The organism is Lysobacter sp. 22409 (assembly GCF_052045105.1).
GTDB classification, from domain to species: Bacteria; Pseudomonadota; Gammaproteobacteria; order Xanthomonadales; family Xanthomonadaceae; genus Lysobacter; species Lysobacter antibioticus_B.
The window spans coordinates 1-21437 of sequence record NZ_JBQEOE010000025.1; the positions used below are offsets into that span (position 1 = coordinate 1).

Here is a 21437-nt window from a genome sequence, read left to right on the forward strand (position 1 = left end):
GTTACTTTCTTTTGCTAAGCCCAAAAGAAAGGTAACCAAAGAAAAGGGCTCTCCTTGCAAGGGCACAGGCCACGAGTGCGGTGCTGTCGCCGGGATTTTCCGATAAGACATCCCTGTCTTATCGGAAAACGGCGCACGTCCTGTGCGCCGCCCTCCGGGTCTCCAGACGTTCTCGCAAGCTCGTGACTGCGCCAGGCAAGAAAAACAACGGCCAGGGCCGGAGCGGCCCTCAGGTTGCCGTTGCCGTTGCCGTTGCCGTTGCCGCAAAGATTTTGCTGTTGCTGTTGCTGTGCGTCGCCGAGCACTCGCGAAGGCAATCGAAGACCCGGAGGGCGGCCCGCAAGGATGCGGGCCGTTTTTCATCGGGACAGGGATGTCCCGTATGAAAAATCCCTGCGGAGGCACCGCTCGTGCGGGCTTGTGATTCAAAGAAAAGCATTTTTCTTTGGTTACCTTTGACCGAAGGGAATCCAGACGGACTTTTGTTGCTTATGACAAAAGAAAGTAACCCGCCGCTTTAGTGGCGGAAGCTTTTGGCGTTTGATCTTGATCTTGATCTAACTCAAGGGAGGCGCCGCAAGGCGGAAACGACGCGGTCGCGGCTCGCGCCGCTCCTACCCTGCGAAGGCACGCTGCTTCGATGTACGACATGGGCGTTGGTCTTTCTACGCGTCCAGTAGTCGCGGCTCACGCCGCTCCTACAGTGGAGGCAACTGCATCCCGTGAGTCAAAACGCCCGACTCACGGTAAAACTCCCGAACACGGGCGTTTGCCTCTGCCCCTCGAACTCCCGCGTCCGGTGATACCGCGCCAAGGCGAACTTCCAGCGCCCGCGCATCGCCGCCAAGCCGTAGCCGACATCGGCCACTAACGGCCGCTTGTCGACGCTGTGGCTGTCGCGGAAGGTGTTGCCGTCCAGGGTGATGTCGCGCAACACCCAGCGCGCATCGAAGGTCATGAACAGGTGCGCGCCGAAACGGCGGTTGCCGGTGTTGTAGTGCTGGGTCGGCGCGGTGTTTTCGCCGGCCGGACGCAACGGGGTGCTGCCGAAATCGTCCGGCAAGCGCAGGCCGAAACGCAGTTCCGCGCCGGCGTTGGCAAAGGTCGCCAGGTTGCCGAAGCTGCCGCCGTAATGGCCGATCGCATCCCAGCCCCAACGGCCGTTGTGGGCGTCGCCGGCCGAATAGCGGTGCATGCGTTCGTGGACGATGCGGAACACCGGTTCGTCGTGCAGTTGGTGGTCCCAGCCGCGGAAGGTCTCGTCGCCGAGCATCTTGTGCACTTCGTTCTGCACTTGCTTGCCCAGCGCAGACGGCCCAACCAGGCCGAACTGCAGCTGCGTGGTCTGCAGGTAATCGCCGTTGCGGGCGTTATAGCCCAGGCCGACCAGCAAGGCCGCTGCGTACGGCCGGTCGTCCTCGATCAGGTCGCCGCGGGTGTAGTCGGTCGGGGTGAAGATGCCCTGGGCGAAGGTCGCGATCATGTTGCGCTGTTCGAAGCCTTCGGGCTGCAGCGCATCGAGGCGACGGTTGACCCAACGCGCGAGCCGCGGAATGCAGGGGTCGTCGGTGTAGTCGGCCAGGTTCGGCGAGACCAGGGTCAGCTGGATGCCGTTGCTATAGCCCTGGTCCTGGCCGCCGAACAGATCGTTGTCGAGGCGCAGATTGACCGTGGGAGGAAGCCGGGTGTGGCCGTTGGTGCAGGCCTCGCGACCGGCGGCGTGCACGCCGGAAGCGAACAACAGAGCGGAAAGCAGGACAGCGGTCTGGCGCATGGGGAAGGACTATCGAGACGAACGAAGCGGACGGAGCGACCTGGCCCGAAGGGCGGCGACGAGACGGTGCGATGCGCATGCAAGCGCCGATCCATGCAGCGTCGCGGCGCCCGCTCTGCGGGGCCGGCGAGGCAGGAGGATCGGCGCACACGTTCGCACGGAAGCGCCGCGACGGCGTTCGCAGGGCCGCGATGGATTGTCCCGTCGATGGTGCTTGAGACGCGCGCGGGCGTCTTTGCGCGGTATGCCGGCCGGACCGGCGGCGCGCCGGCACGGCGATTAAAGCCAGCGTCCCTCGTTCGCCTATTCGACTTCGGGCAGCGCGTACTCGAAGCGATAGAAGTGCGCGCCGCCTTCGCGGATGTCGATGCCCATCGAGCCGGTCAGGCCGAGCAGTTCGCCGGTGCCCGAGTCCGGCACCACCACGATGCTGAGGTCGGGCGTGCCGCGCACCATCAGGGCGCGGTGCAACAACAGGAAGCTGCCGCTGCGCCCGTCCAGGCGGCCCTCGACTTTTTCCAGGGCGACGTAGCCGGCCGAGCCTTTGACCTCGGTCATCGCCGCGAGCATCTCGCCGCGGCTGGCCGCATCGAGTTCGCCATGGAAGCGCTTGTCGATCGCCATGCGTCCGAATTTCCCCGTGGCCGCGTCGTGCACCGGCTCCGGGCTGAGTTTCACGTCGAAGGGGCCTTCGATCTTTCGGGTCATGGCGTCACCGTGGCGGGCAAACGGGGCGGCGCGAGGCCGGGGCGAACCGCGCCAGTCCTGCAGCGCGGGCCGCCAGCATAGGTCGGAATGCATCGCAGCGGATGCGAGCGCCGCGACCGCAGGTCGGAAGGCGCAGTGCGGCAACTTGCCGCAGCCGGCTGCGCCACTGCCTCGCCTAGCATCTGCGCGCCCGGCGGCTGCAAGCGCCGCCTCCCCCTATCCGCCGCGACCGTGGCCGCCACCTTGCCGTGCGGCCGCGCCTCCGCCGTTCCGAGTCCCGATCCCGCAGATGCCCCCTCACCACCGCCGCTTTCGCCTCGCCCTGGCTTGCTTCGCCGCGGCGCACACGCCCCAACTCGCCCACGCCGATGCCGCGGCGGTCGACCTCGATGCGGTGCGCGTGGTCGCCGCGCCAGCGCCGGCGCGCTCGGTCGCCACCGCGAGCCGGCTCGGCCTGGACCCAGAGGAAATCCCGGCGACGCTCGACGTGCTGGATCGTCACGACATCCAGGCGCGGGGTCTGCGCGACAGCGTCGAAGCCCTGCGTGCGATGCCCGGGGTCATGGCCGGCAATCTGCCGGGGCAGCCCGGCGTAGCCTCGATGCGAGGCTTCGCCAGCGGCGCGATTGCTTACTTGTTCGATGGCGTGCGCCTGACCAGTTCGGGCTTCTCCTCGCGCAACTGGGACAGTTTCAACTTCGAGCGCATCGAAGTACTCAAAGGCCCGGCCTCGGTGCTGTACGGCGAAGGCGTGCTCGCCGGCGCGATCAACTACGTGCCCAAGAGCGCGCAACTCGACGAGCGCAACGGAGAACTGCTGCTCGGCTACGGCAGCCACGGCAGCGCCCGCCTCGGCCTCGACGGCAACCTGCCGCTCAACGAACGCCTGGCGGTTCGCGGGGTGCTCAGCGCCAATCGTTCGAGCGGCCACGTCGACGACACCGACTCGGCGGCGCTGGCGTTCAGCGGTTCGCTGCTGTGGCGCCCGAACGAGCGCTTGTCGGCCACCCTCGCCCTCGACCATCAGCGCGACGATTTCGACACGGCTTACTTCGGCACGCCGCTGGTGCCGCGCTCGGTGGCGAGCGCACCGAGCGGGCTGGTCGACAATGCCTTCGGCCTGGCGATCGACCGGGCCGCGCGCGCACGCAACTACAACGTCGGCGACGGCCGCATGGATGCGCATTCGACCTGGCTGCGCTTGCGCCTGGACTATCGCATCGACGAGCATTGGTCGCTCAACAACGAGCTCAGTGTCTACGACGCGCGGCGCCGCTGGGACAACACCGAGGACTTCAGCTACAACGCCGCCAGCGGCCTGCTCGACCGCAGCAGCGCGCGCATCCACCACGAGCAGCGGGTCTGGAACGAGCGCCTCAGCCTGCGTCACGACGGCCGCCTCGGTGGGCGCCGGCACGTGTTCGCCGCCGGCTTGGAATACAGCGATACCGACTTCTTCAACCTGCGCCGCTTCGGCCGCGCCGCACCGGTCGACCTGGCCGCGCACGAGCGAGGCCGCTTTCCGGCCGACACCGCCGCCAATTTCCGCAATGGCCGCAACGTTTTCAGCACCCGCGTCGACGTCGCCGCCTTATTCGTCGAAGACGCGATCAACTTGAGCCCGCGCTGGCTGCTGGTCGGCGGATTGCGCCACGAGCGCATCTCGCTGGATCGCGATGGTCTCGATCTCGACACCGGCCTGCGCAGCGGTTTCCGCCGCCGCTTCAATCCGACCTCGTGGCGGCTCGGCAGCGTGTTCGATCTGCGCCCCGGTACCCAGTTGTATGCGCAATACAGCAACGCGGTGTTGCCGGTCAGCTCGTTCCTGACCATCAACCAGCGTAACAACGCCTTCGAGCTCAGCGAAGGCGATTCGATCGAAATCGGCCTACGCACCCGCTTGCTCGATGATCGCCTGCAACTGACCGCGGCCGCCTACCGCCTGCGCCAGGACGACATCCTGACCCGCGACCCGCTGCAGCCGGCGCTGACCGTGCAGAACGGCCGTCAGTCCTCGCGCGGGGTCGAGCTCTCGCTGTCGGCGCAGGCCACCTCGCGACTGCGCATCGACGCCAGCGCGTCCTTGCTGTCGGCGCGTTTCGACCGCCTGCTCGAAGCCGGCGGCATCGACCGCAGCGGCAATCGCCCCTCGAACGTGCCCGAGCGCAGCGCCAGCCTCGACGCTTGGTATCGCCTCGAAGGCTTGCCCCTGAGCTTAGGCCTCGGCCTGCGCCACGTCGGCGATTTCTACACCGACAACGCCAACGCCTATCGGGTCCGTTCGCATACCGTCGCCGATGCCTCGGTCGCCTGGGAACCTTCGTCCGCCAGCCGCTACAGCCTGCGCCTGCGCAATCTCGGCAACGCCTTCTATGCGCAGTGGTCGGGCTACAGCGCAACCCAGGTCTACCTCGGCGCGCCGCGCACGCTGGAGCTGACCTATTCGCACTCGTTCTGACATGGCCGCGGCCGGTCACGATCTCTATCGCGCGGTCTGGCGCTGGCATTTCTATGCCGGCCTGTTCGTCGCGCCCTTGCTGCTGATCCTGGCGATCACCGGTTCGATCTATCTGTTCAACGACGAGATCGAAGATGCGGTCCACGCCGATTTGCGCTTCGCGCCCGAACGCCGCGCCGCGCTGCCGCCGTCGCGCCTGATCGCAGCCGTGCAGGCGGCGTATCCGGGCACGGTGACGCGCATCGACTTGCCCTCGCAGCCGCGCCGCACCGCGCAGGTGTTCGTGACGCCGGCGCAGGGCGAGCCGCTGCGGGTGTTCGTCGACGCCGGCACCGCCCGCGTCCACGGCGCCTTCGTCTATACCCGCACCCTGGTCGGTTTCGTCGACACCGTGCACGGCTCGCTGCTGCTCGGCCGCGTCGGCGACGCCATCGTCGAGCTGGCCGCGTGCTGGGCACTGCTGTTGATCGCGACCGGCCTGTATCTGTGGTGGCCGTCCGGACCCGGCTGGTATCGCGCTTTGTGGCCCGATCTGCGCGCGCGCGGACGCGGCTTCTGGCGCAGCCTGCATGGCGCGGCCGGGGTGTGGACCTCGGCGCTGATTGTATTCCTGATCCTGACCGGCCTGCCCTGGGCCGGGGTGTGGGGCGATCTGTTGCGCGCCGGCACCCAGTCGCTCGGCATCGGTCATCCCGAACAGCATCGCCACCACGGCCCGGCCAAGTCCAGCGCCGCGCCGACCATGGCGCAGGCCATCGGCGAAACGCCATGGACTCTGCGCGACGCGCCGATGCCGGTCTCCGCGCACGCGCATCACGGTGGGCATGCCGGCATTTCGCCGGCGCAGGCGAGCGACATCGGCATCGATGCCGCAGTGCGCGCACTCGCCGCGCAGGGACTCGTCGCCGACTACCGCCTGTCCTTGCCGCAGAGCGCCGACGGCGTTTATTCGGCGGTGGTCTATCCGGACCGGCCACAAGGCCAGCGCAGCGTGCAGATCGACCGCTATCGCGGCACCGTCGCCGGCGACACCGGCTTCGCCGATTACGGCTGGGCGGCGCAGGCGGTCGAAGTCGGCGTGCAATTGCACATGGGCAACTACTTCGGCCGCGCCAACCAGTTCGTCATGCTGCTGCCCTGCCTGGGCGTAGTCGGCTTATGCCTCAGCGGCGTGTGGATGTGGTGGCGGAGGCGCCCACGCGGCCGCCTCGGCGCGCCGCGCACCCCGACGCCGACCCAGGCGAAGACCGTCGTCGCCATCGCGATGGGCTGCGGCCTGCTGTTCCCCTTGCTGGGCGCCTCGTTGCTGCTCGTGTTCGTACTCGACCGTAGGCTGATCGCGCGCCTACCGCGTCTACAGGCCGCGTTGCGCTGATCCTTGCGCGGTACAAAGGTGACGATAAAAGCGACTACTGGCTCCGGTCCAGCGTACCGGAGCCAGTAGCGCCCCCTGCCGGGGACGCTGATGCATCGGTCCGGTCTAGTCGACCCGGGCCGAAGCCTCGTCGCACCAGTGCGACGGCAGGGCCACCGCACCCGACGGAGGGGCGGGAGGCGGTGTCTGGGCGGCGACCCGCGTCGCACTGCGACGCGGCTTCGCCTTGATGCCGGTGCCGCGCGAGGCGACACGCTTGTTCTTGGAGATCGGCCGCGCAGCGCGCGCCTTGGCCTTCGCGATCGAGCCCGAAGCTTTGGAGGCAACAGCGGGCCGAATCGGGCAATAGCCGGGACGCGCCGGCGCCGCAACCGCTTGCGCAGTCGTACCTGCGCTCGAAGGTGCCGACACGGCCGCGCCGCTGGCGAGCGCCGACGCCGCGACGACGGGCATCGACGAAGCCGCCTTCGCAGTCGAGCTCGTCGTAGCCGGCGCTGCCGGATCGCCGCCGCCCGCATCGGCCTGGGCATCGGCCCGCGGCGCCGCGCGCGCGACCGCGACCGCCGGGGTACCGCCCCAGCCCAGGCGCAGGCCCATGTTGAGCGAATGCGCGCGATCGTCGCTGCCGATGTCGCCGCGGTACTCGATGAAGCCGCTGCTGACCGGGCTGAGCTGGTAGGACAGGCCCAGGCCGACGTTCCAGCGATTGCGCTCGGCGGCGAAACCGTTGACGGCGAAGTCAGGCACGCTCGCGCCGGCGAAAGCGTTGCGCGCGAACGGCCGGTCGTCCTGCAGGTCGTGCAGATAACGGATGTCCGCGGTCGGCCGCCACTTGCGCGCGCCCTGACCGGGCAGGCCCGAGAAACGCACGCCGATGCCGGCGGTGGTGGTGTCGAAACTGTCGCTGCTCACGACCAGGTTGGCGTCGCCGCCACCGCGCTCGCTGAAACGGATCGCTTCGAGCTTGCTGTAGTACACGCCGAGCAAGGGCTCGATGCGCAGGCTCGCGCCATCCCAGCGCCAACCGGCTTCGAGCATGCCGTACACGCCGTCGCCGCTGAAATGCGCATCGGTGCGGGCGTTGAAGCTGCCCACCGCGATCTCGCGTTCGGCGTCGTAGCTGGCGTAGCTGTAGCCGACCGCGCCCTGGGTCCAGAACGCACCCGGCGCATACAACCATTGGATGCCGACATTGAACAGATCGGCTTCGACCCGGTCGTCGCGACGGTCGGTCTCCATCTTCGAGTGGGCCATGCCGACGTGGCCGCCGAAACGGAAGTTCGCGCCGGGCGAACCTTCCAGGCCCATCGCGAAACCGGCGAGCGAGTTGTCGATGCCGGCCAGGCCTTCGCCATCGAACTCGGCGCGGCCGCCGTACGCGGTCGCCCACAAGGTGCCCAGGGTTTCCTCGTCCTCGACGCCGGCATCGCGCACGCGGTCGAGCTGGCGGGCGACGCTGCGTTGCAGTTGCTCGGCGTTGTAGCGCTGGGCGCTGACGATGGAGGCGTAGGTCTCGCCGCTGAGCGTATCGAAGGCGCGCGGCGCCTGCGCCGCGGTGAGGCCGCGCGCAGCCGCGATCAGGGTCGGCAACTGACCGCTGTTGGCGTCTGCGATCGTCTGCAAGGCGTTGGCCACCGCCTGTTGATTGCCGCTGAGGCCGGGGAACTGATTGAAGCGGATGCCGCTGCCGCCGACATCGTGTTCGCTCAAGCGCAGGAACACGTCGTTGCCGATCGTCACCAGGGTCGCATCGAGGAAGGGCAAGGCGGTTTGCGAAACGCCGGTGAAAGCGCCGCTGATCGCCGCGGCATCGACGATGCGATAGTCGGTAACCGGTGCGTAGCTGCCGGCCTGCGGAATCGCCACGACCTGGCCGCCGTTCAAGGTCGCCGTACCCGCGACGATCACGCTGTCGGTGACGCCGGCGCCGGTCTGCCGCACTTGCAGGGTCGCGCCGGGATTGACCGTGAGGCTGGCGACATTGAGCGACGCGCCGACCGATCCGTTGCCGCCGGCCGCACCCGTCGCCCCGGCCAGGCCGGAAGGCGCGAGGGTACCGCCGAGCGTCAACGCACCGGTCAACGCGCCGTCCCCAATCAGTGCGCCGCCCGCCGCGACCGCGGCATTGCCGGCGAGCGTGCCGTTGAGCACCAGGTTGCCGGCGATGGCGCTGTTGGCGAAGTTGGCGGTGCCGCCGGCGGGCAGGATCAGGCTGCCGCCGGCAGCGAGATTGAGTTGTTCGAAGCCGATCAACGAAGCCCAGGGCAAGCTGCCCTCGCCGCTGCCGCCGACCGCGAAGGTGTCGCTGCCGATGCCGGCGTTGATCGAACCGGTGATGCCGGCGAGGTTCGCCAGGCTGCTGTAGAAACGGTCGTCGCCGCCGCCGAGATCGACCGCGCCGGCGATCGCGCCGGTCGCACTGAGTTGGTCGACGCCGCCGCTGAAGTTGGCGCTGGTGCCGGCCGCTGAAGCGAAGCCGGCGGTGATCGGATTGCTGACGTTGAGGGTGCCGCCCTGCACCGACAGACCGCCGGCGAAACCGGAGACGTTGCCGCTGAGGGTAAGCGCGGCGCTGCCGGCCTTGATCAGGGTGCCGCTGCCCATGACCGTGCCGCTCAGGGTCAGGCCGTTGCTGCCGATCACGCTGAGTGCGGTGCCGGCGTCGACGTTGACGGTGTTGGCCAGATCGATGCCGGCGATCGCTGCGCTGAGGTTGGCGTTGCCGCCGACGCTGAGCGCGCCGCTGCCGAGCGCGGTGGAATTGGCGAGCGCGAGCGTGCCGGCGTCGAGGTCGAAACCGCCGCCGAAGGTGTTGGCGGCGCCGAGCGTCAGGGTGCCGCTGCCGTCGAAGGCCAGACCGCCGGCGCCGCCGATGCTGCCGTTGAGGGCGAGATCGTTGGTGCCGCCGATGCCCAACTGCGCGCCGCCCGCCAAGGTGATCGCATTGCCGAGGGCGATGGCAGGCGCGGTCGCGGTGAGTTCGGCATCGCCACCGACGCTGAGCGTACCGCTGCCGAGCGCGAGGTTGTTGCCGACGCCGAGCGTGCCGGCATTAAGCGCAACGCCGCCACCGAACAGGTTGGCGCCACCGAGTTCGAGCGTGCCGATGCCGTTCATCGCCAGGCCGCCCGCGCCGCCGATGCTGCCGCTGAGCGAGAGCGCGTTGGCACCGCTGATGGCGAGCGTCGTACCGGCGCCGAGATTGATCGCATTGGCCAAGGCGATGTCGGGCGCGCTTGCGGTCAGGCCGGCGTTGCCGCCGACGTTGAGCGCGCCGCCGCCGAGCGCGAGGTCGGAGCCGACCGCGAGGGTACCGCCGCCGAGCGCGACGCCGCCGTTGAAGACGTTGGCGCCGCTCAGCGTGAGCGTGGCCGGGCCGTTGAAACTCAAGCCGCCGGCCCCGCCGATGGTGCCGCCGAGGGCAAGATCGTTGGCGCCGCCGATGCTCAGTGCGGCGTTGAGGTTGATCGCATTGCTCACGCTCAGCGCGGTACTGGCATTGAGCGTGGCCGCGCCGTTGACCGACAGCGCGCCGCTGCCGAGCGCGGTAGCGGTGCCGAGATTGAGGGTGCCGGCCTGCAGGTCGAAGCCGCCGCCGAAGTTGTTGGCGCCGTTGAGCGAGACTGCACCGGCACCGGTCTTGATCAACGAACCGGCGCCGCCGATGGTGCCGCCGAAACCGAGGTCGGCCGCGCCGCCGAGGGTGAGCCCGGCCCCGGCACCGAGGTTGATCGCGTTGCCGATGTTCAAGGCCGCGCCGGTGCTGGCGAGGCTGGCGTTGCCGGCGACGTCGAGCGTGCCGGTGCCGAGCGAGGCATCGGCGCCGAGCAGGAGATTGCCTGCGGCGAGCGACACGCCGCCGCCGAAGCTGTTGCTTCCGCCGAGGGTGAAAGCGCCGCTGCCGTTGATCGACAGACCGCCGTCGCCGGCGATGGTGCCGTTGAGCGCGAGCGCATTGGCGCCGCTCAGGGCGAGGGTGGTGCCGGTGGCGAGATTGACCGCGTTGCCGAGCGCGATGCCGGGCACGCCGGCGCTCAAGCCGGCATTGCCGCTGACGTCGAGCGCGCCGGTGCCGAGGGCGAGGTTGTTGCCGACGCTGAGGCTGCCGCTGAACAGATCGACGCCGCCGCCGAAGGCATTGGCACCGTTGAGGCTCAAGGTGGCGCTGCCGCCGTAGTTCAATCCGCCGGCGCCGGAAATCAGGCCGCCGAAACCGATGTCGTTGCTGCCGCCGATGCCGAGGTCGGCATTGAGCACCACTGCGTTGCCGAGGTTGACCGCCGCGGTGGAGCTGAAGTTCGCCGCGCCGTTGACGCTCAAGGTACCGAGGCCGAGCGAGGTGTTGGTGCCGACACTGAGTCCGCCGCCGAGCAGGTTGATGCCGCCGGCGAAGACGTTGGCGTTGCCCAGGCTCAAGGTCGCCGCGCCGCTCTTGGTCAGGCCGCCGAGGCCGCCGAGGCTGCCGTTGAGGGCGAGGTCGTTGCTGCCGAGGATGCCCAGCCCGGCATTGAGATTGAAGTTGTTGCCGAGGCTGACCGCGGTGTTGGCGTCCAGGGTGCCGGCGCCGCTGACGGTCACCGCGCCGCTGCCGAGAGCGGTGTTGCTGCCGACCGTCAGTGCGCCATCGCCGAGATTGAAGCCGCCAGAAAAATTGTTGCTGCCGTTGAGGGTGAGCCCGGGCGCGCCAGCGAGGCTGAGACCGCCGGCACCGTTGATCGTGCCGTTGAGGGTCAACGCGCCGCCACCGCCGCCGGCACCGAAGTTGAGGGTGTTGTTGAGCACCAGGTTGTTGGTCAGGGTCACGCCGGCTGCGCCGGTGAGCGAGCCGGCGCCGTTGACGGTCAGGGTGCCGGTGCCGAGCGCGCTGTTGTTGCCGACATCGATCGAACCGGCCTGCAGCACGGTACCGCCGCTGTAGTTGTTGCTGCCGGTCAGCGCCAGCGCGCCGCTGTTGAGGGTCAGACTGCCGGCGCCATTGATGTTGCCTGCGAGGGTGAGCGTACCGGCGCCGTTGAGGGTCAGCGCACCGTTGAGTTGTACCTGGTTGGTCAAGGTGCCGGTGAAGGCGGCGTTGAGCGTCGCCGGGCCGCCGACCAGGAACAAACCGGTGCCGAGCGAGCCGGCACTGCCGAGAGTGAGACCGCCGGCGTTGAGCGCGAGGCCGCCGCTGAAGTTGTTGCTGCCGAGCAGCGACAGCGTGCCGGTGCCGTTCTTGATCAGGCCGCCGGCGCCGCTGACGGTGCCGCCGAGGTTCAGGTTGTTAGGGCCTTGCACGATCAAGCCGCCGGTGAGGTCGACGTTCTGCGCCAGGGTCAGCCCCGGCAGCGAGGCCTGAATCGCGCCGCCGTTCGCGGTCAGGGTGCCGGTACCGAACGACAGCGCATTGTCGAACAACGACAGGCCACCGTTGAGGGTCGCGCTGCCGCTGACCACGGCGCCGCTCAGGGTCCAGGTGCCGCTGTTGACGGTCAGGTTTTCGAAGTTGAGGTATTGCAGCGCCGAGATCGAACCGCTGCCGCCGCTGCCCGAACCCGGGCCGGCGACGGTGTTCTGCAGCACCAGGGTGTCGAGACCGCCGACGCCGGCATCGACGGTACCGGTCGCGGCGAAGGTCAGGAAACTCGGCGGTACCGACGGCGTCGGCACGGTCACCGGCGGCAAGGGAATCAGCGGATTGCCGAGCGAGGAGCCGGTGACCGCGATGAACGTGTCGTTGCTGAGGGTGGTGCCGAGCGAGACGCTGCCGTTGATCGTGCCGGCGTTGACGAAGACATTGCCGCCGCTGCCGGGGCTGGAGAACGCGACCCGGCCGGTGATCGTGCCGGTGTTGGTGAAGTTGACGTTGCCGCCGCCGTAGATGGCGACTGCGACCGAATTGACCGGATCGAACAGACCCAACGCGCTCATCCCGATCGAACCGCTGTTGGTGATCGCGGTGGTGCCGGTGTTGGCCACCAGCATCGCCGTGCCGCCGAGGCCGAAGGTGCCGTCGAAGGTGCCTTCGATCGATCCCTGGTTGTTGATGACGACATTGCCGCTGGCCGGCGCGACCAGGTTGCCGACCGCGAGCGCGCGCGCCAGCACCAGCGAGCCGGCGGCATTGGCGTCGATCGCACCAAGATTGTTGAGGGTCAGGCCGTTGCCGCCGAAGGTCATCGCGGTGCCGCCCGGCAGCGTGCTCATGATCGCGCCGGCCTGAACGGTGACGTCGAGGTTGTTGGCGTTGCTGAGGAAGCTGTTCGGATTCGGCGGAAGCAGGATCGGCACGCCAGTGCAGCTGACCGTGGCGCCGTCGGTCGGCACGGCCGGCGTGCACGCAGCGCGGGCCTGCCCGGCGAACATCTGCAGGGCGATCAGCAGCGGGATCGCCTGGGCGATGCCGCGGCTGAGGGGATGTAGGCGAAGACTACGACGCGCATCTGCGGGCATGACCGTTCCTCCGTTAGCCAAAGCTGGCACGACGGGGACGGTCGAAGGACGAGGACCTTCGATTACAACGGCGTCACGCCCGTGCCAACGACGAGGCCGGGCGCTGGCCCGGCCATCCGACAACGACGAGATCCTGTTTCGACAGTTACGAACGACAGCGGCGATCGACAACGTGCAGCGGGTGCCTCGATTCGCGACAGCAGAGAACGAAACGCCATGGCGAGTCTGTGCGATCGCGTAGCAGTTTATTGATCGGCCTGCATTGCGAACTCACGTTCGCTCACCCGTATTCAGGCAGCTGTATGTAGCTCACCGAAACTCACCGTGCAGCCTGCACAGGCCGTGCGGAAGATATCGACTATTGCCGCGAACATCGCAGTGCCGCGCTCGAACGGAAACGGCCCGGCTGCATGCGCAACCGGGCCGTTCGTCATCGCTCGCAGTCCCGTACCGGCCGCATCGTGGGCCGACGCGGTATCGCCGCGCCGATCAGACCAGGGTCAAGGTCACGTCGATGTTGCCGCGGGTGGCGTTGGAGTACGGGCAGACCACGTGGGCCTTGTCGACCAGCGCCTGCGCCTGTTCGCGCGGCAGGCCCGGCAGGGAGATCTTCAGTTCGACTTCGATGCCGAAACCGGTCGGGATCTGGCCGATGCCGACGCTGCCGTCGATCGCCGCGTCGGCGGGCAGCGCGATCTTCTCGCGGCCGGCGACGAACTTCAGCGCGCCCATGAAGCAGGCCGAATAACCGGCGGCGAACAACTGCTCCGGGTTGGTGCCGTCGCCGCCGGCGCCGCCGAGTTCGCGCGGCGTGGTCAGCTTGGCGTCGAGCGCGTTGTCGGAGGAGACGGCGCGGCCGTCGCGGCCGCCGGTAACGTGAGCGTGGGCGGTGTAGAGGACTTTTTCGATGGACATGGTGAGGCTCCGGTGGGGTGGTGACGGCGGGCGGCAAGCCCGCCAGAAATGAATCGATGACTATTTAATCGCACACTATTCACAGAATCGAACGATGCCTCCGGCGAGCGACCGCCGGCATCGATCAAGCGTTTCGGATCAGGCTTTCGCGCAGGCTTTCGAGTTGCCGCTTGATCAGCGCCAGTTGCTCGTAGGAGCAACCTTCGACCGCGCACGACACGCCCTGAGGAATGCCCTGGGCCTTGGTCTTGAGCGCGCGCCCGGCCTTGCTCAACTCGATGATGACCTGGCGCTCGTCGCTGGCGGCGCGGGTACGCGTGACCAGGCCGGCGGCTTCGAGCCGCTTCAGCAGCGGGGTCAAGGTGGCCGAATCGAGGAACAGGCGTTCGCCGATCTCCGACACCGTCACCTCGTCGCGCTCCCACAGCACCATCATCACCAAGTACTGCGGATAGGTCAGGCCGAGCTTGGCGAGCAGCTTACGATAGACCTTGTTGAGCGCCAGGCTGGTGGAATACAGGGCGAAGCACAGCTGGTCGTCGAGCAGCAGGGTCGGCTGCGGCGATTTGGCGGAGGCGGCGGGCTTCTTCATGGGGCTCAATTTACATAGCGCGCTATTTAATAGCAAGCACTGACAGGCGCCGAATCCGGTCCCGGAGTGTTCCAGTGGTGGATCGAATCCCGGGCGGTGCTACTGCAGCCGTCATCTCCGCGAAGGCGGAGATCCAGAGACTTAAGAGTCATGCCTCAGTGAAGCCGTGGGTATTCGGCTCCGCCGAAATAAAGCGGAGCCCGCTGCGCGGTAACGACGGCAGGACGGTTTCGCGACGTACCGCCAGCCGTCATTCCCGCGAAAGCGGGAATCCAGAGACTTCAGCGTCATACCTCGGTAAAGCCCTGGGTATTCGGCTCCGCCAAAGGAAGGCGGAGCCCGCCTTTGCCGCCCCCTCCCCACCATAACCAAGACACTTCCAGCCGCGCCCCACCCTGCCGCACTATCGGCCGATGCGAACGATCACCCTGACGCTGGGGCTGTCCGCCCTGATCGCCGGCTGCGCCGCCGCGCCGGTTTCTTCCACCACCGATCCTGCGAACGCCGACCCGGCCACGGCCGACCGCGTCGACGCCTTGATGCGCGACTACGCCGGCGACGGCCCCGGCGCCGCCTTGCTGGTACTGCGCGACGGTCAGGCCGTGGTGCGCCGCGGCTACGGCCGGGCGGTGCTCGAGGATGGCGCCGCCGCGACGCCGCAGACCAACTACCGCCTGGCCTCGATCAGCAAACAGTTCACCGCCGCCGCGGTGTTGCTGCTCGCGCAGGACGGCAAGCTCGGCCTGGACGACCCGATCAAACGTTGGCTGCCGTCGCTGCCGAAGGCCGCCGATGCCATCACCCTCCGCCAGATCCTCAGCCACACCTCGGGCCTGATCGACTACGAGGACGTCATGCCGCCGGAGTTCGACGACCGCGATCGGCAGATGCACGACCGCGACGTGCTGCGCGTCCTCGAAGGCCAGAACCGCACCTACTTCATCCCCGGCCAGGACTATCGCTACAGCAACAGCGGCTACGCCCTGCTCGCGCTGACGGTCGAAAAAGCCTCGGGCAAGAGCTTCGCCGCCTTCCTGCGCGAACGCATCTTCCTGCCGCTGGGCATGCGCCACACCGTCGCCTACGAGCGCGGCCTGTCCGAAGTCGCGCACCGCGCCTACGGCTACAGCTTCGAGCAGCGCCGCTGGACCCGCACCGACCAGAGCCCTACTAGCGCGGTGCTCGGCGACGGCGGCATCTATTCCTCGATCGACGACCTGGCCCGCTGGGACGCGGCCCTGTACGACGACCGCTTGCTCAGCGACGCATCGCGACGCCTGGCCTTCAGCCCGCATACGTCCACCGACTTGGCGGATGTCGCCTATGGCTACGGTTGGCGCATCACCGGCGAGACTCTGTGGCATTCCGGCGAAAGCATCGGCTTCCGCAACGTCATCGTGCGTTACCCGCAGCGGCGCCTGACCGTGGTGTTGCTGAGCAATCGCAACGACCCCGAGCCCTATCGCCTGGCCTTGCGGATTGCCGAGCTGTATTTGCCGGATGCCGCAGGCGCGGGGCGTTGAGGTTCGATTGAGGCCGCGCAGCACTACGTCCTCACCCTAACCCTCTCCCGTAAACGGGAGAGGGGACTCACAGCCGTCCGCTCTTAGCCCTCTCTCGTAACGGGAAAGGGGACTCAAAGCCATCCGCTCTTGGCCCCTCTCCCGTTTACGGGAGAGGGGTTGGGGTGAGGGGAAACAGGCAATGCGGACGCCCAGGCCGAAGCGCAACGCCGAAAGCCGAAGTCCCGGCCTGCGTTCACCTCACCGGAAAATCGAACGCCGTTTGCGGCGTCGGCTCCGGCTTGTAGGTGTAGTGCCACCACTCCAGAGGATAGTTCTCGAACCCCTCGCGGCGCATCGCCGAGCGCAGCAGCTCGCGGTTGGAGCGCTGCTGGACGCTGACGCTCGGCGACGCGGTGTGCGCGGTTTCGTCGAAAAAGTCGAAGGGCGTACCCATGTCCATCGGCTCGAAGCGGTCTTCGCGCAGTTCCAGCAGGCTCAGGTCGACGGTGGCGCCGCGGCTGTGGCCCGAGGTCGGCGAGATGTAGTCGCCGAGCAAGACCCGCTTGTCGAGGTTCGGGTAGTACTGCGGCTTGCTGCGCTGATCGTCGAGGTCGCCGGCCCAAGCGACGAAGTCCTGCACCGCGCGCACCGGCCGGTAGCAATCGTAGATCCGCAGCATCAAGCCCTGCGGGCGCAGGCTGCGTTCGACCCGGGCCAAAGCCTGGGCGACGGGTTCGTGCAGATAGCAGCCGGCCGCCTCGTATCCCTTCACCGGGCGGCCGACGAAGTTGTCGGCGCCGGCATAACGGATGTCGAGGGAGATGTCCGGCACCAGCGAGCGGATCTCGACCATGCCCGCGGCGGCGGCATCGGTCGCCGACGACAGCGTCGGGGCGACGCTCTGCGGCTTCGGCCGCGGCGTGAGCGGCGGCGCGGCGGCGCAGGCGCTCAGCGCCAGAACGAGGCTCAACTCAAGGGCGGCCCTCGCCCATGGGGCAGTCGCCGACGCGCGCGAACGCCAGGTCTTCGTAGTCGTAGCTGAAATCCGCATCGGGATCGACCTTCGCCAGTGTCAGGGTGACGGCGCCGTCGGCCGCGGCTGCGAAATCGAGCCAGGCCTCGGCATCGACCTCGTCCGCGGTCCAGTCGAGCAACAGGCGCTCGCCGACGCTGACGATCTTACCCGCGAGCAAGGGCGACTTGCGCGCAGCGAACTCGACGCCGTCGCCGCGTGCGCAGACCGAGGCCTCGCCGAACCAAGGGTCGCGATAGACGCCCAGGCGGTCGCGCAGCGCCGAAGCGGGTATCGCCATGCGCTTCGAGGTGTCCGGCGCGCGCTTCGCCGCCGGCGCCTGCGCTTCGCGCTCCAGCGTATCGGCGTAATAGGCGACCGGGCGGGCCCGCGCCGGTGCGGTGTAGCGCTCGCTCAAGACCTGGTCGAGCACGCTGCGCGCCTGTCCGGCGTCGCCGTTGATCAACACGGCGAAACCGCTACGGCGCTCGGGCAGCAAGGTCACCAACGAGTACATGCCCATCAGCGTGCCGGTGTGCGAGACCTTGAGCAGGCCGTCGGCATCGCTGAGCCGCCAGCCGTAGCCGTAGGCGGCGAAATGGGTCCGGCTCCATTCGCGTTGCCGCTTCGACACCGTCATCGCCATCTGCGGCCGCCACAGCTCCTCACGCTGCCGCGGCGACAACCAAGGTTTGCCGTCGACGCCTGCGCGCCCGGGGTCGAGCCAGGCACCGATCCAGGCGGTCATGTCGCGCAGACTGCAGCGCACGCCGCCGGCCGGGTCCATCGTGGTCGCCGCGATCTGCGCGCCGTCGCGGCGCACCGCGACGTTGCCGCCGTCGCGACGCACGTGCGGTTGCGCGACGTCCCCAATCGCATCGCGGCTCCAATCGCCGATCCGGCAGCGCGACAAGCCCAAGGGCGCGAACACTTCGCGCCGCAACAGGGTTTCATAAGGCGCGCCGCCGGCCGCGGCGGCCACTTCGCCGGCGACGATGTAGAGCAGGTTGTCGTAGTCGTAGCGCGAGCGGAAGCTGTGCACCGGTTTGAGATAGCGCAGGCCGTGCAGGATGTCGCCACGGGTGAAGGTGTTCGGCTCCGGCCACAGCATCAGGTCGCCGGCGCCGGCGCGCAGGCCGCTGTTGTGGATCAACAGATCGCGCACCTGCATCTCGCGCGTGACCCAATCCTCGTGCATGCGGAAACCCGGCAGATGCCGGGTCACCGGGTCGTCCCAGCGCAGCTTGCCGGCATCGACCAGACGCGCCAGCAAGGCGGTGGTCATCGACTTGGTGTTCGAGGCGATCTTGAACACGCTGTCGGGCGTGATCGCCGCGCCCTCGCCGGCCACCAACTCGCCGGCGGTGCGCTCGTACGTCACCACGCCGTCTTCGACTACGCCGATCGCGAGCCCGGGCAGGCGGTAACGCCCCATGACGTCGTCGAAAATGCGGTCGAGCGCTCGCCGGTTCGCGTCACCGGCGCCGGGCGCATCGACGCGATCCGCCGCCGCGCCCGGCAGGGGCGTCGCGAGCAGCGCAAGCATAAAAATCAGGACCGGCGAACGGGGTCTGTGTCGCATCGGACGGTCCTGCGGGAAAGAGGAAGCCCCATCATTGCGGGGCTTCATGGTTTCAAATCTAGGCGAATGTATCTATCGCACCATTAGATCTGCCGGGAAATTTCAACTAGAAATTTACGGACAACGTCAACTGACTATAACGTGGCGTCTGGAAACCGACCGGACGCAGGAAAGTGGCATCGGGATCGCCGCTCCCCTCTTCATCCACTTCGATCGTTCGCTGCTGATTAAACAAGTTATAGACAGCCAACTTAGCTTTGAAGTTGGCCCTGCCGAACGCACGCTGGTAGGTCAAGCTGGCCCCAACATCGTAAGTCCATGGCGTACGTCCCGCGCTGCCGCGGCCATACAGCTGATAGACGCGTTCGGACGCAACCGCTGCGTCGCAGTTTTCTACACAGATGAAGAAGCTGTGGAAGATGGTGCCGTCGAACGGATTTCCTACACCCATGGCGCTGATCGGCCGACCGGACTGAGCGCTTAACGTCGCGCCCACCTGCCAGTGATCGTTGATCGCATAGGTGCCACGCGCCTTGATCTGGTGACGACGATCATTCGGCAGATAACCATAGGCGCCGTAATTGACCCAAGGATTGTCGAAGGCCTCGGTACGACCTGCATCGGCGAAATTGAAATCCGATGTGACGGGCCCCTCGGCATTGCCCTTGGTCTGCGACCACGTGTATGACGCATTAAACTCCCACTTATCGTCCCAGGCTCGATCAACCACGAACTCCAGCGCACGATACGTACGCTTGGGTTTGTCCCAGCCGCGATCGCCAAGGTAATTGCCGTCGTCGTCATACATCGCCCAACCCGCGCGGGACGTATCGATGTCGACATAACCATCGTTCACGCCGTCGCAATTGGTGTCGGTATAGACCTTCAAGGTCTTGCCAGGGTTGGCCATCACGAAGCCGACTTCGCCGGGCTCGCCATCGCACAGGAGCCCATTGGACGTGATCTCCATATCGTCGATGGCGTTATGCAACTTGCGATAGATGCCGCGCAGCCCCCAGGACCACTTCTCCCCCAACATGGTCTGAAACCCCAGGATCAACTCGTCCTGATAGACCGGGTCCATGTCGGCATCGACCTCGCCACGCAAGTCGCCGACGCTTCCGTCGCCCTGCGAGTTGTCGACGGGACCGATCTGAGGCCCGAGGATTGGATAGAGATAGTCCTGACCACCCTCGCTGCGAACTTCGTAACCGCCAAAAGCGTAGTAGGTGCGTTCATCGAGGAATCCGCCGGCCTGTTTGATGTTGATGACGTTCGCGACCGGCAGGAAATATCGCCCGAGATTGCCAAAGACCTTGGTGCGACCATCGCCGTTGAAATCCCACGAGAAGCCCAGGCGGGGGGCCAGCATGTCGTCGATCTTGATGTAACTGCGGCCTTCGCTGTCCTTATTATCGAACGCCTCCACGCGCAGGCCCGCATTGAGCATCAGGTCCGGGGTAATCTGCCAGTTGTCCTCGACATAATAAGCGCTGTTGATGGTTTCGAAGGTACCGTCCACTTCGAGCCGCCGTGCACGAATATAGTCGCCGCTCGGCGGCGCCACACCGCCGCCGGGATTCGGCAACGGACGTCCGGGCTCCAGATGGCCGATGTCGTAGCGGAAGCCGCCGGCGCCCGGATATGAGCGCTGGTAGTCGGAAGTGTTCTTCTCTCGATCTACGCCAAAACGCAGCAGGTGGTTGCCCAAGGACCATTCGAAGTCGAGCCGCATGGCTTCGCGATCATCGACGGCTTCTTCGACCAGGGAACTATTGGTGCATCCGGTACGGATGTCGAGATCGATATCGCGGCTGTCCACGACTCGGTTGCAGTTGATGTCGGTGAGGCTGCTGGTGGCGCGATTGCGCTCATTCTTGCCATACATGGCTTTGGCCGAGAACGCGTCGGTCAGATAGCCGGTGTAGGTCAGAGCCCAGTTCTTACCGCCGCTGTGCGAGTAAGTCGTATCGGTGTTGGCCGATCGTTTGCCAGTGTCGGCGTTGAAGCCGTAGATCTTGCTGACCGTCTCGTCCTTATCGGAAAAAGCGAGAAACTCGAGCAGATGCTTGTCGTTGATCTGCCAATCCAGCTTAGTGCCCCAGAAACCGTTGTCGGCGTCGCCCTTGGTCAAGGTGGTGCCGCGGTCGTCCGTATTATTCGGTTGGTAATCTCGGGCCTCGTACATGGCGAAGAAGAACAGCTTGTCGCGCACGATCGGGCCGGAGGCGAAGACGTTAAGGCTGGAACGATCGTAGTCGTCGTAGCTGTAGGTCAGATAGCGTCGTCCGTTGGCATATCGATCCTTGGCCTTGGATTGCCCCGAACGGGGTTCCCATACGAACTCCGCCCCGTACTGGAATTCGTTGGTACCAGAACGAGTAACGGCATTGATCACGCCGCCGGTAGTACGACCGAACTCGACCGAATAGCCGCCGGTCTTGACCTGGAATTCTTTGTAGAACCCGAAAGGAACCGAGGAAAAGCCCACGCGGTTGTAGAAGTCGGTGACATTCAGACCATTGATGTACACCGAATTCTCGGCCACCGAGGAACCGCCGAAGGAAATGCCACCAAGGTCGTTGTCTCCCTTGGTCAGGCCTGGTGCCAGCAAGGCCACGGCCAGCGGGTCGCGCTCGACCGGCAGGCGCGAAAGCTCCTCGCGGGTGACATTGGTCGCCGATTCGGTCGAACGCACGTCGACCGGCGAGATCACCCGCGAGCCGATCACCTGCACTGCGCCGAGATTGGTCGCGTCGCCGAGGTTGATGTTGGCCTCGTTGCCCAGGCTCACCACCACCTCGATCGGCTCGCCGACCGCGGCGCCGTCCTTGCTGGCCTGCAACTGATAGGTGCCGATCGGCAGGAACGGGAAGCGGTAGTTGCCGCTCTCGTCGGCCTTCACGGTGCGAGTGAAGCCGGTCTCGGTGCTGCGCACCGTGACCTCGGCGCCGGCGGTCACCCGGCCGGCGAGCGAGCCGTCGGTGTTGGCCGCCAGCGCCGGCTGCAGCGCCATCGAAGCAAGGCAGATCCCCATCGCCATACACAGCCCGGACTTACGCAAGGTCTTGCCGTTCATACCGCACT

The 21437-nt window shown here is 67.0% G+C and carries 11 protein-coding genes; 3 read left to right on the top strand and 8 right to left on the bottom strand.

The features are described from left to right. Positions 1 to 727 precede the first annotated feature (727 nt). Positions 728 to 1774 carry a lipid A deacylase LpxR family protein gene (locus ACTJJK_RS13700; RefSeq protein WP_031373032.1) on the bottom strand — a complete coding sequence of 349 codons (1047 nt, stop codon included), beginning with the start codon at positions 1772 to 1774 and terminating at the stop codon, positions 728 to 730. A gap of 303 nt (positions 1775 to 2077) precedes the next feature. Then, positions 2078 to 2482: a DUF3224 domain-containing protein gene (locus ACTJJK_RS13705; protein WP_440730486.1), complete on the bottom strand. Its 405-nt coding sequence runs from the start codon at positions 2480 to 2482 to the stop codon at positions 2078 to 2080. A gap of 289 nt (positions 2483 to 2771) precedes the next feature. Between ACTJJK_RS13705 and ACTJJK_RS13710 the strand changes: the two genes are divergently transcribed. Then, a complete protein-coding gene (locus ACTJJK_RS13710; RefSeq protein WP_440730487.1) occupies positions 2772 to 4940 on the top strand; it encodes a TonB-dependent receptor in 2169 nt (722 codons plus the stop codon). A gap of 1 nt (position 4941) precedes the next feature. Beyond that, a complete protein-coding gene (locus ACTJJK_RS13715; protein WP_440730488.1) occupies positions 4942 to 6315 on the top strand; it encodes a PepSY-associated TM helix domain-containing protein in 1374 nt (457 codons plus the stop codon). Between the two features lie 105 nt (positions 6316 to 6420). Here the strand turns inward: ACTJJK_RS13715 and ACTJJK_RS13720 are convergent, their stop codons facing one another. The 3 genes from ACTJJK_RS13720 to ACTJJK_RS13730 form a co-directional block, all read right to left on the bottom strand. After that, positions 6421 to 12744 carry an autotransporter domain-containing protein gene (locus ACTJJK_RS13720; RefSeq protein WP_440730489.1) on the bottom strand — a complete coding sequence of 2108 codons (6324 nt, stop codon included), beginning with the start codon at positions 12742 to 12744 and terminating at the stop codon, positions 6421 to 6423. A 489-nt stretch (positions 12745 to 13233) separates the two neighbouring features. After that, positions 13234 to 13659 (bottom strand): organic hydroperoxide resistance protein, encoded by a 426-nt coding sequence (locus ACTJJK_RS13725; RefSeq protein ID WP_031373027.1) that lies wholly within the window; start codon positions 13657 to 13659, stop codon positions 13234 to 13236. Between the two features lie 124 nt (positions 13660 to 13783). After that, positions 13784 to 14251, bottom strand: coding sequence for a MarR family winged helix-turn-helix transcriptional regulator (locus ACTJJK_RS13730; RefSeq protein ID WP_031373026.1), 468 nt, complete (start codon positions 14249 to 14251; stop codon positions 13784 to 13786). A gap of 413 nt (positions 14252 to 14664) precedes the next feature. On the opposite strand from ACTJJK_RS13730, the gene ACTJJK_RS13735 reads away from it, so the two are divergent. After that, on the top strand, positions 14665 to 15774 hold the full coding sequence (locus ACTJJK_RS13735; RefSeq protein WP_031373025.1) for a serine hydrolase domain-containing protein: 1110 nt from the start codon (positions 14665 to 14667) through the stop codon (positions 15772 to 15774). Positions 15775 to 16009: 235 nt separating this feature from the next. Here ACTJJK_RS13735 and ACTJJK_RS13740 read toward each other — a convergent pair whose 3' ends face one another. The 3 genes from ACTJJK_RS13740 to ACTJJK_RS13750 form a co-directional block, all read right to left on the bottom strand. Then, on the bottom strand, positions 16010 to 16726 hold the full coding sequence (locus ACTJJK_RS13740; protein ID WP_235186324.1) for a M15 family metallopeptidase: 717 nt from the start codon (positions 16724 to 16726) through the stop codon (positions 16010 to 16012). 1 nt (position 16727) lies between these two features. Then, a complete protein-coding gene (locus ACTJJK_RS13745; protein ID WP_200875858.1) occupies positions 16728 to 18350 on the bottom strand; it encodes a serine hydrolase in 1623 nt (540 codons plus the stop codon). 106 nt (positions 18351 to 18456) lie between these two features. Next, positions 18457 to 21429, bottom strand: a complete 2973-nt coding sequence (locus ACTJJK_RS13750) for a TonB-dependent receptor (protein WP_440730490.1) — start codon at positions 21427 to 21429, stop codon at positions 18457 to 18459. Between the last annotated feature and the right edge of the window lie 8 nt (positions 21430 to 21437).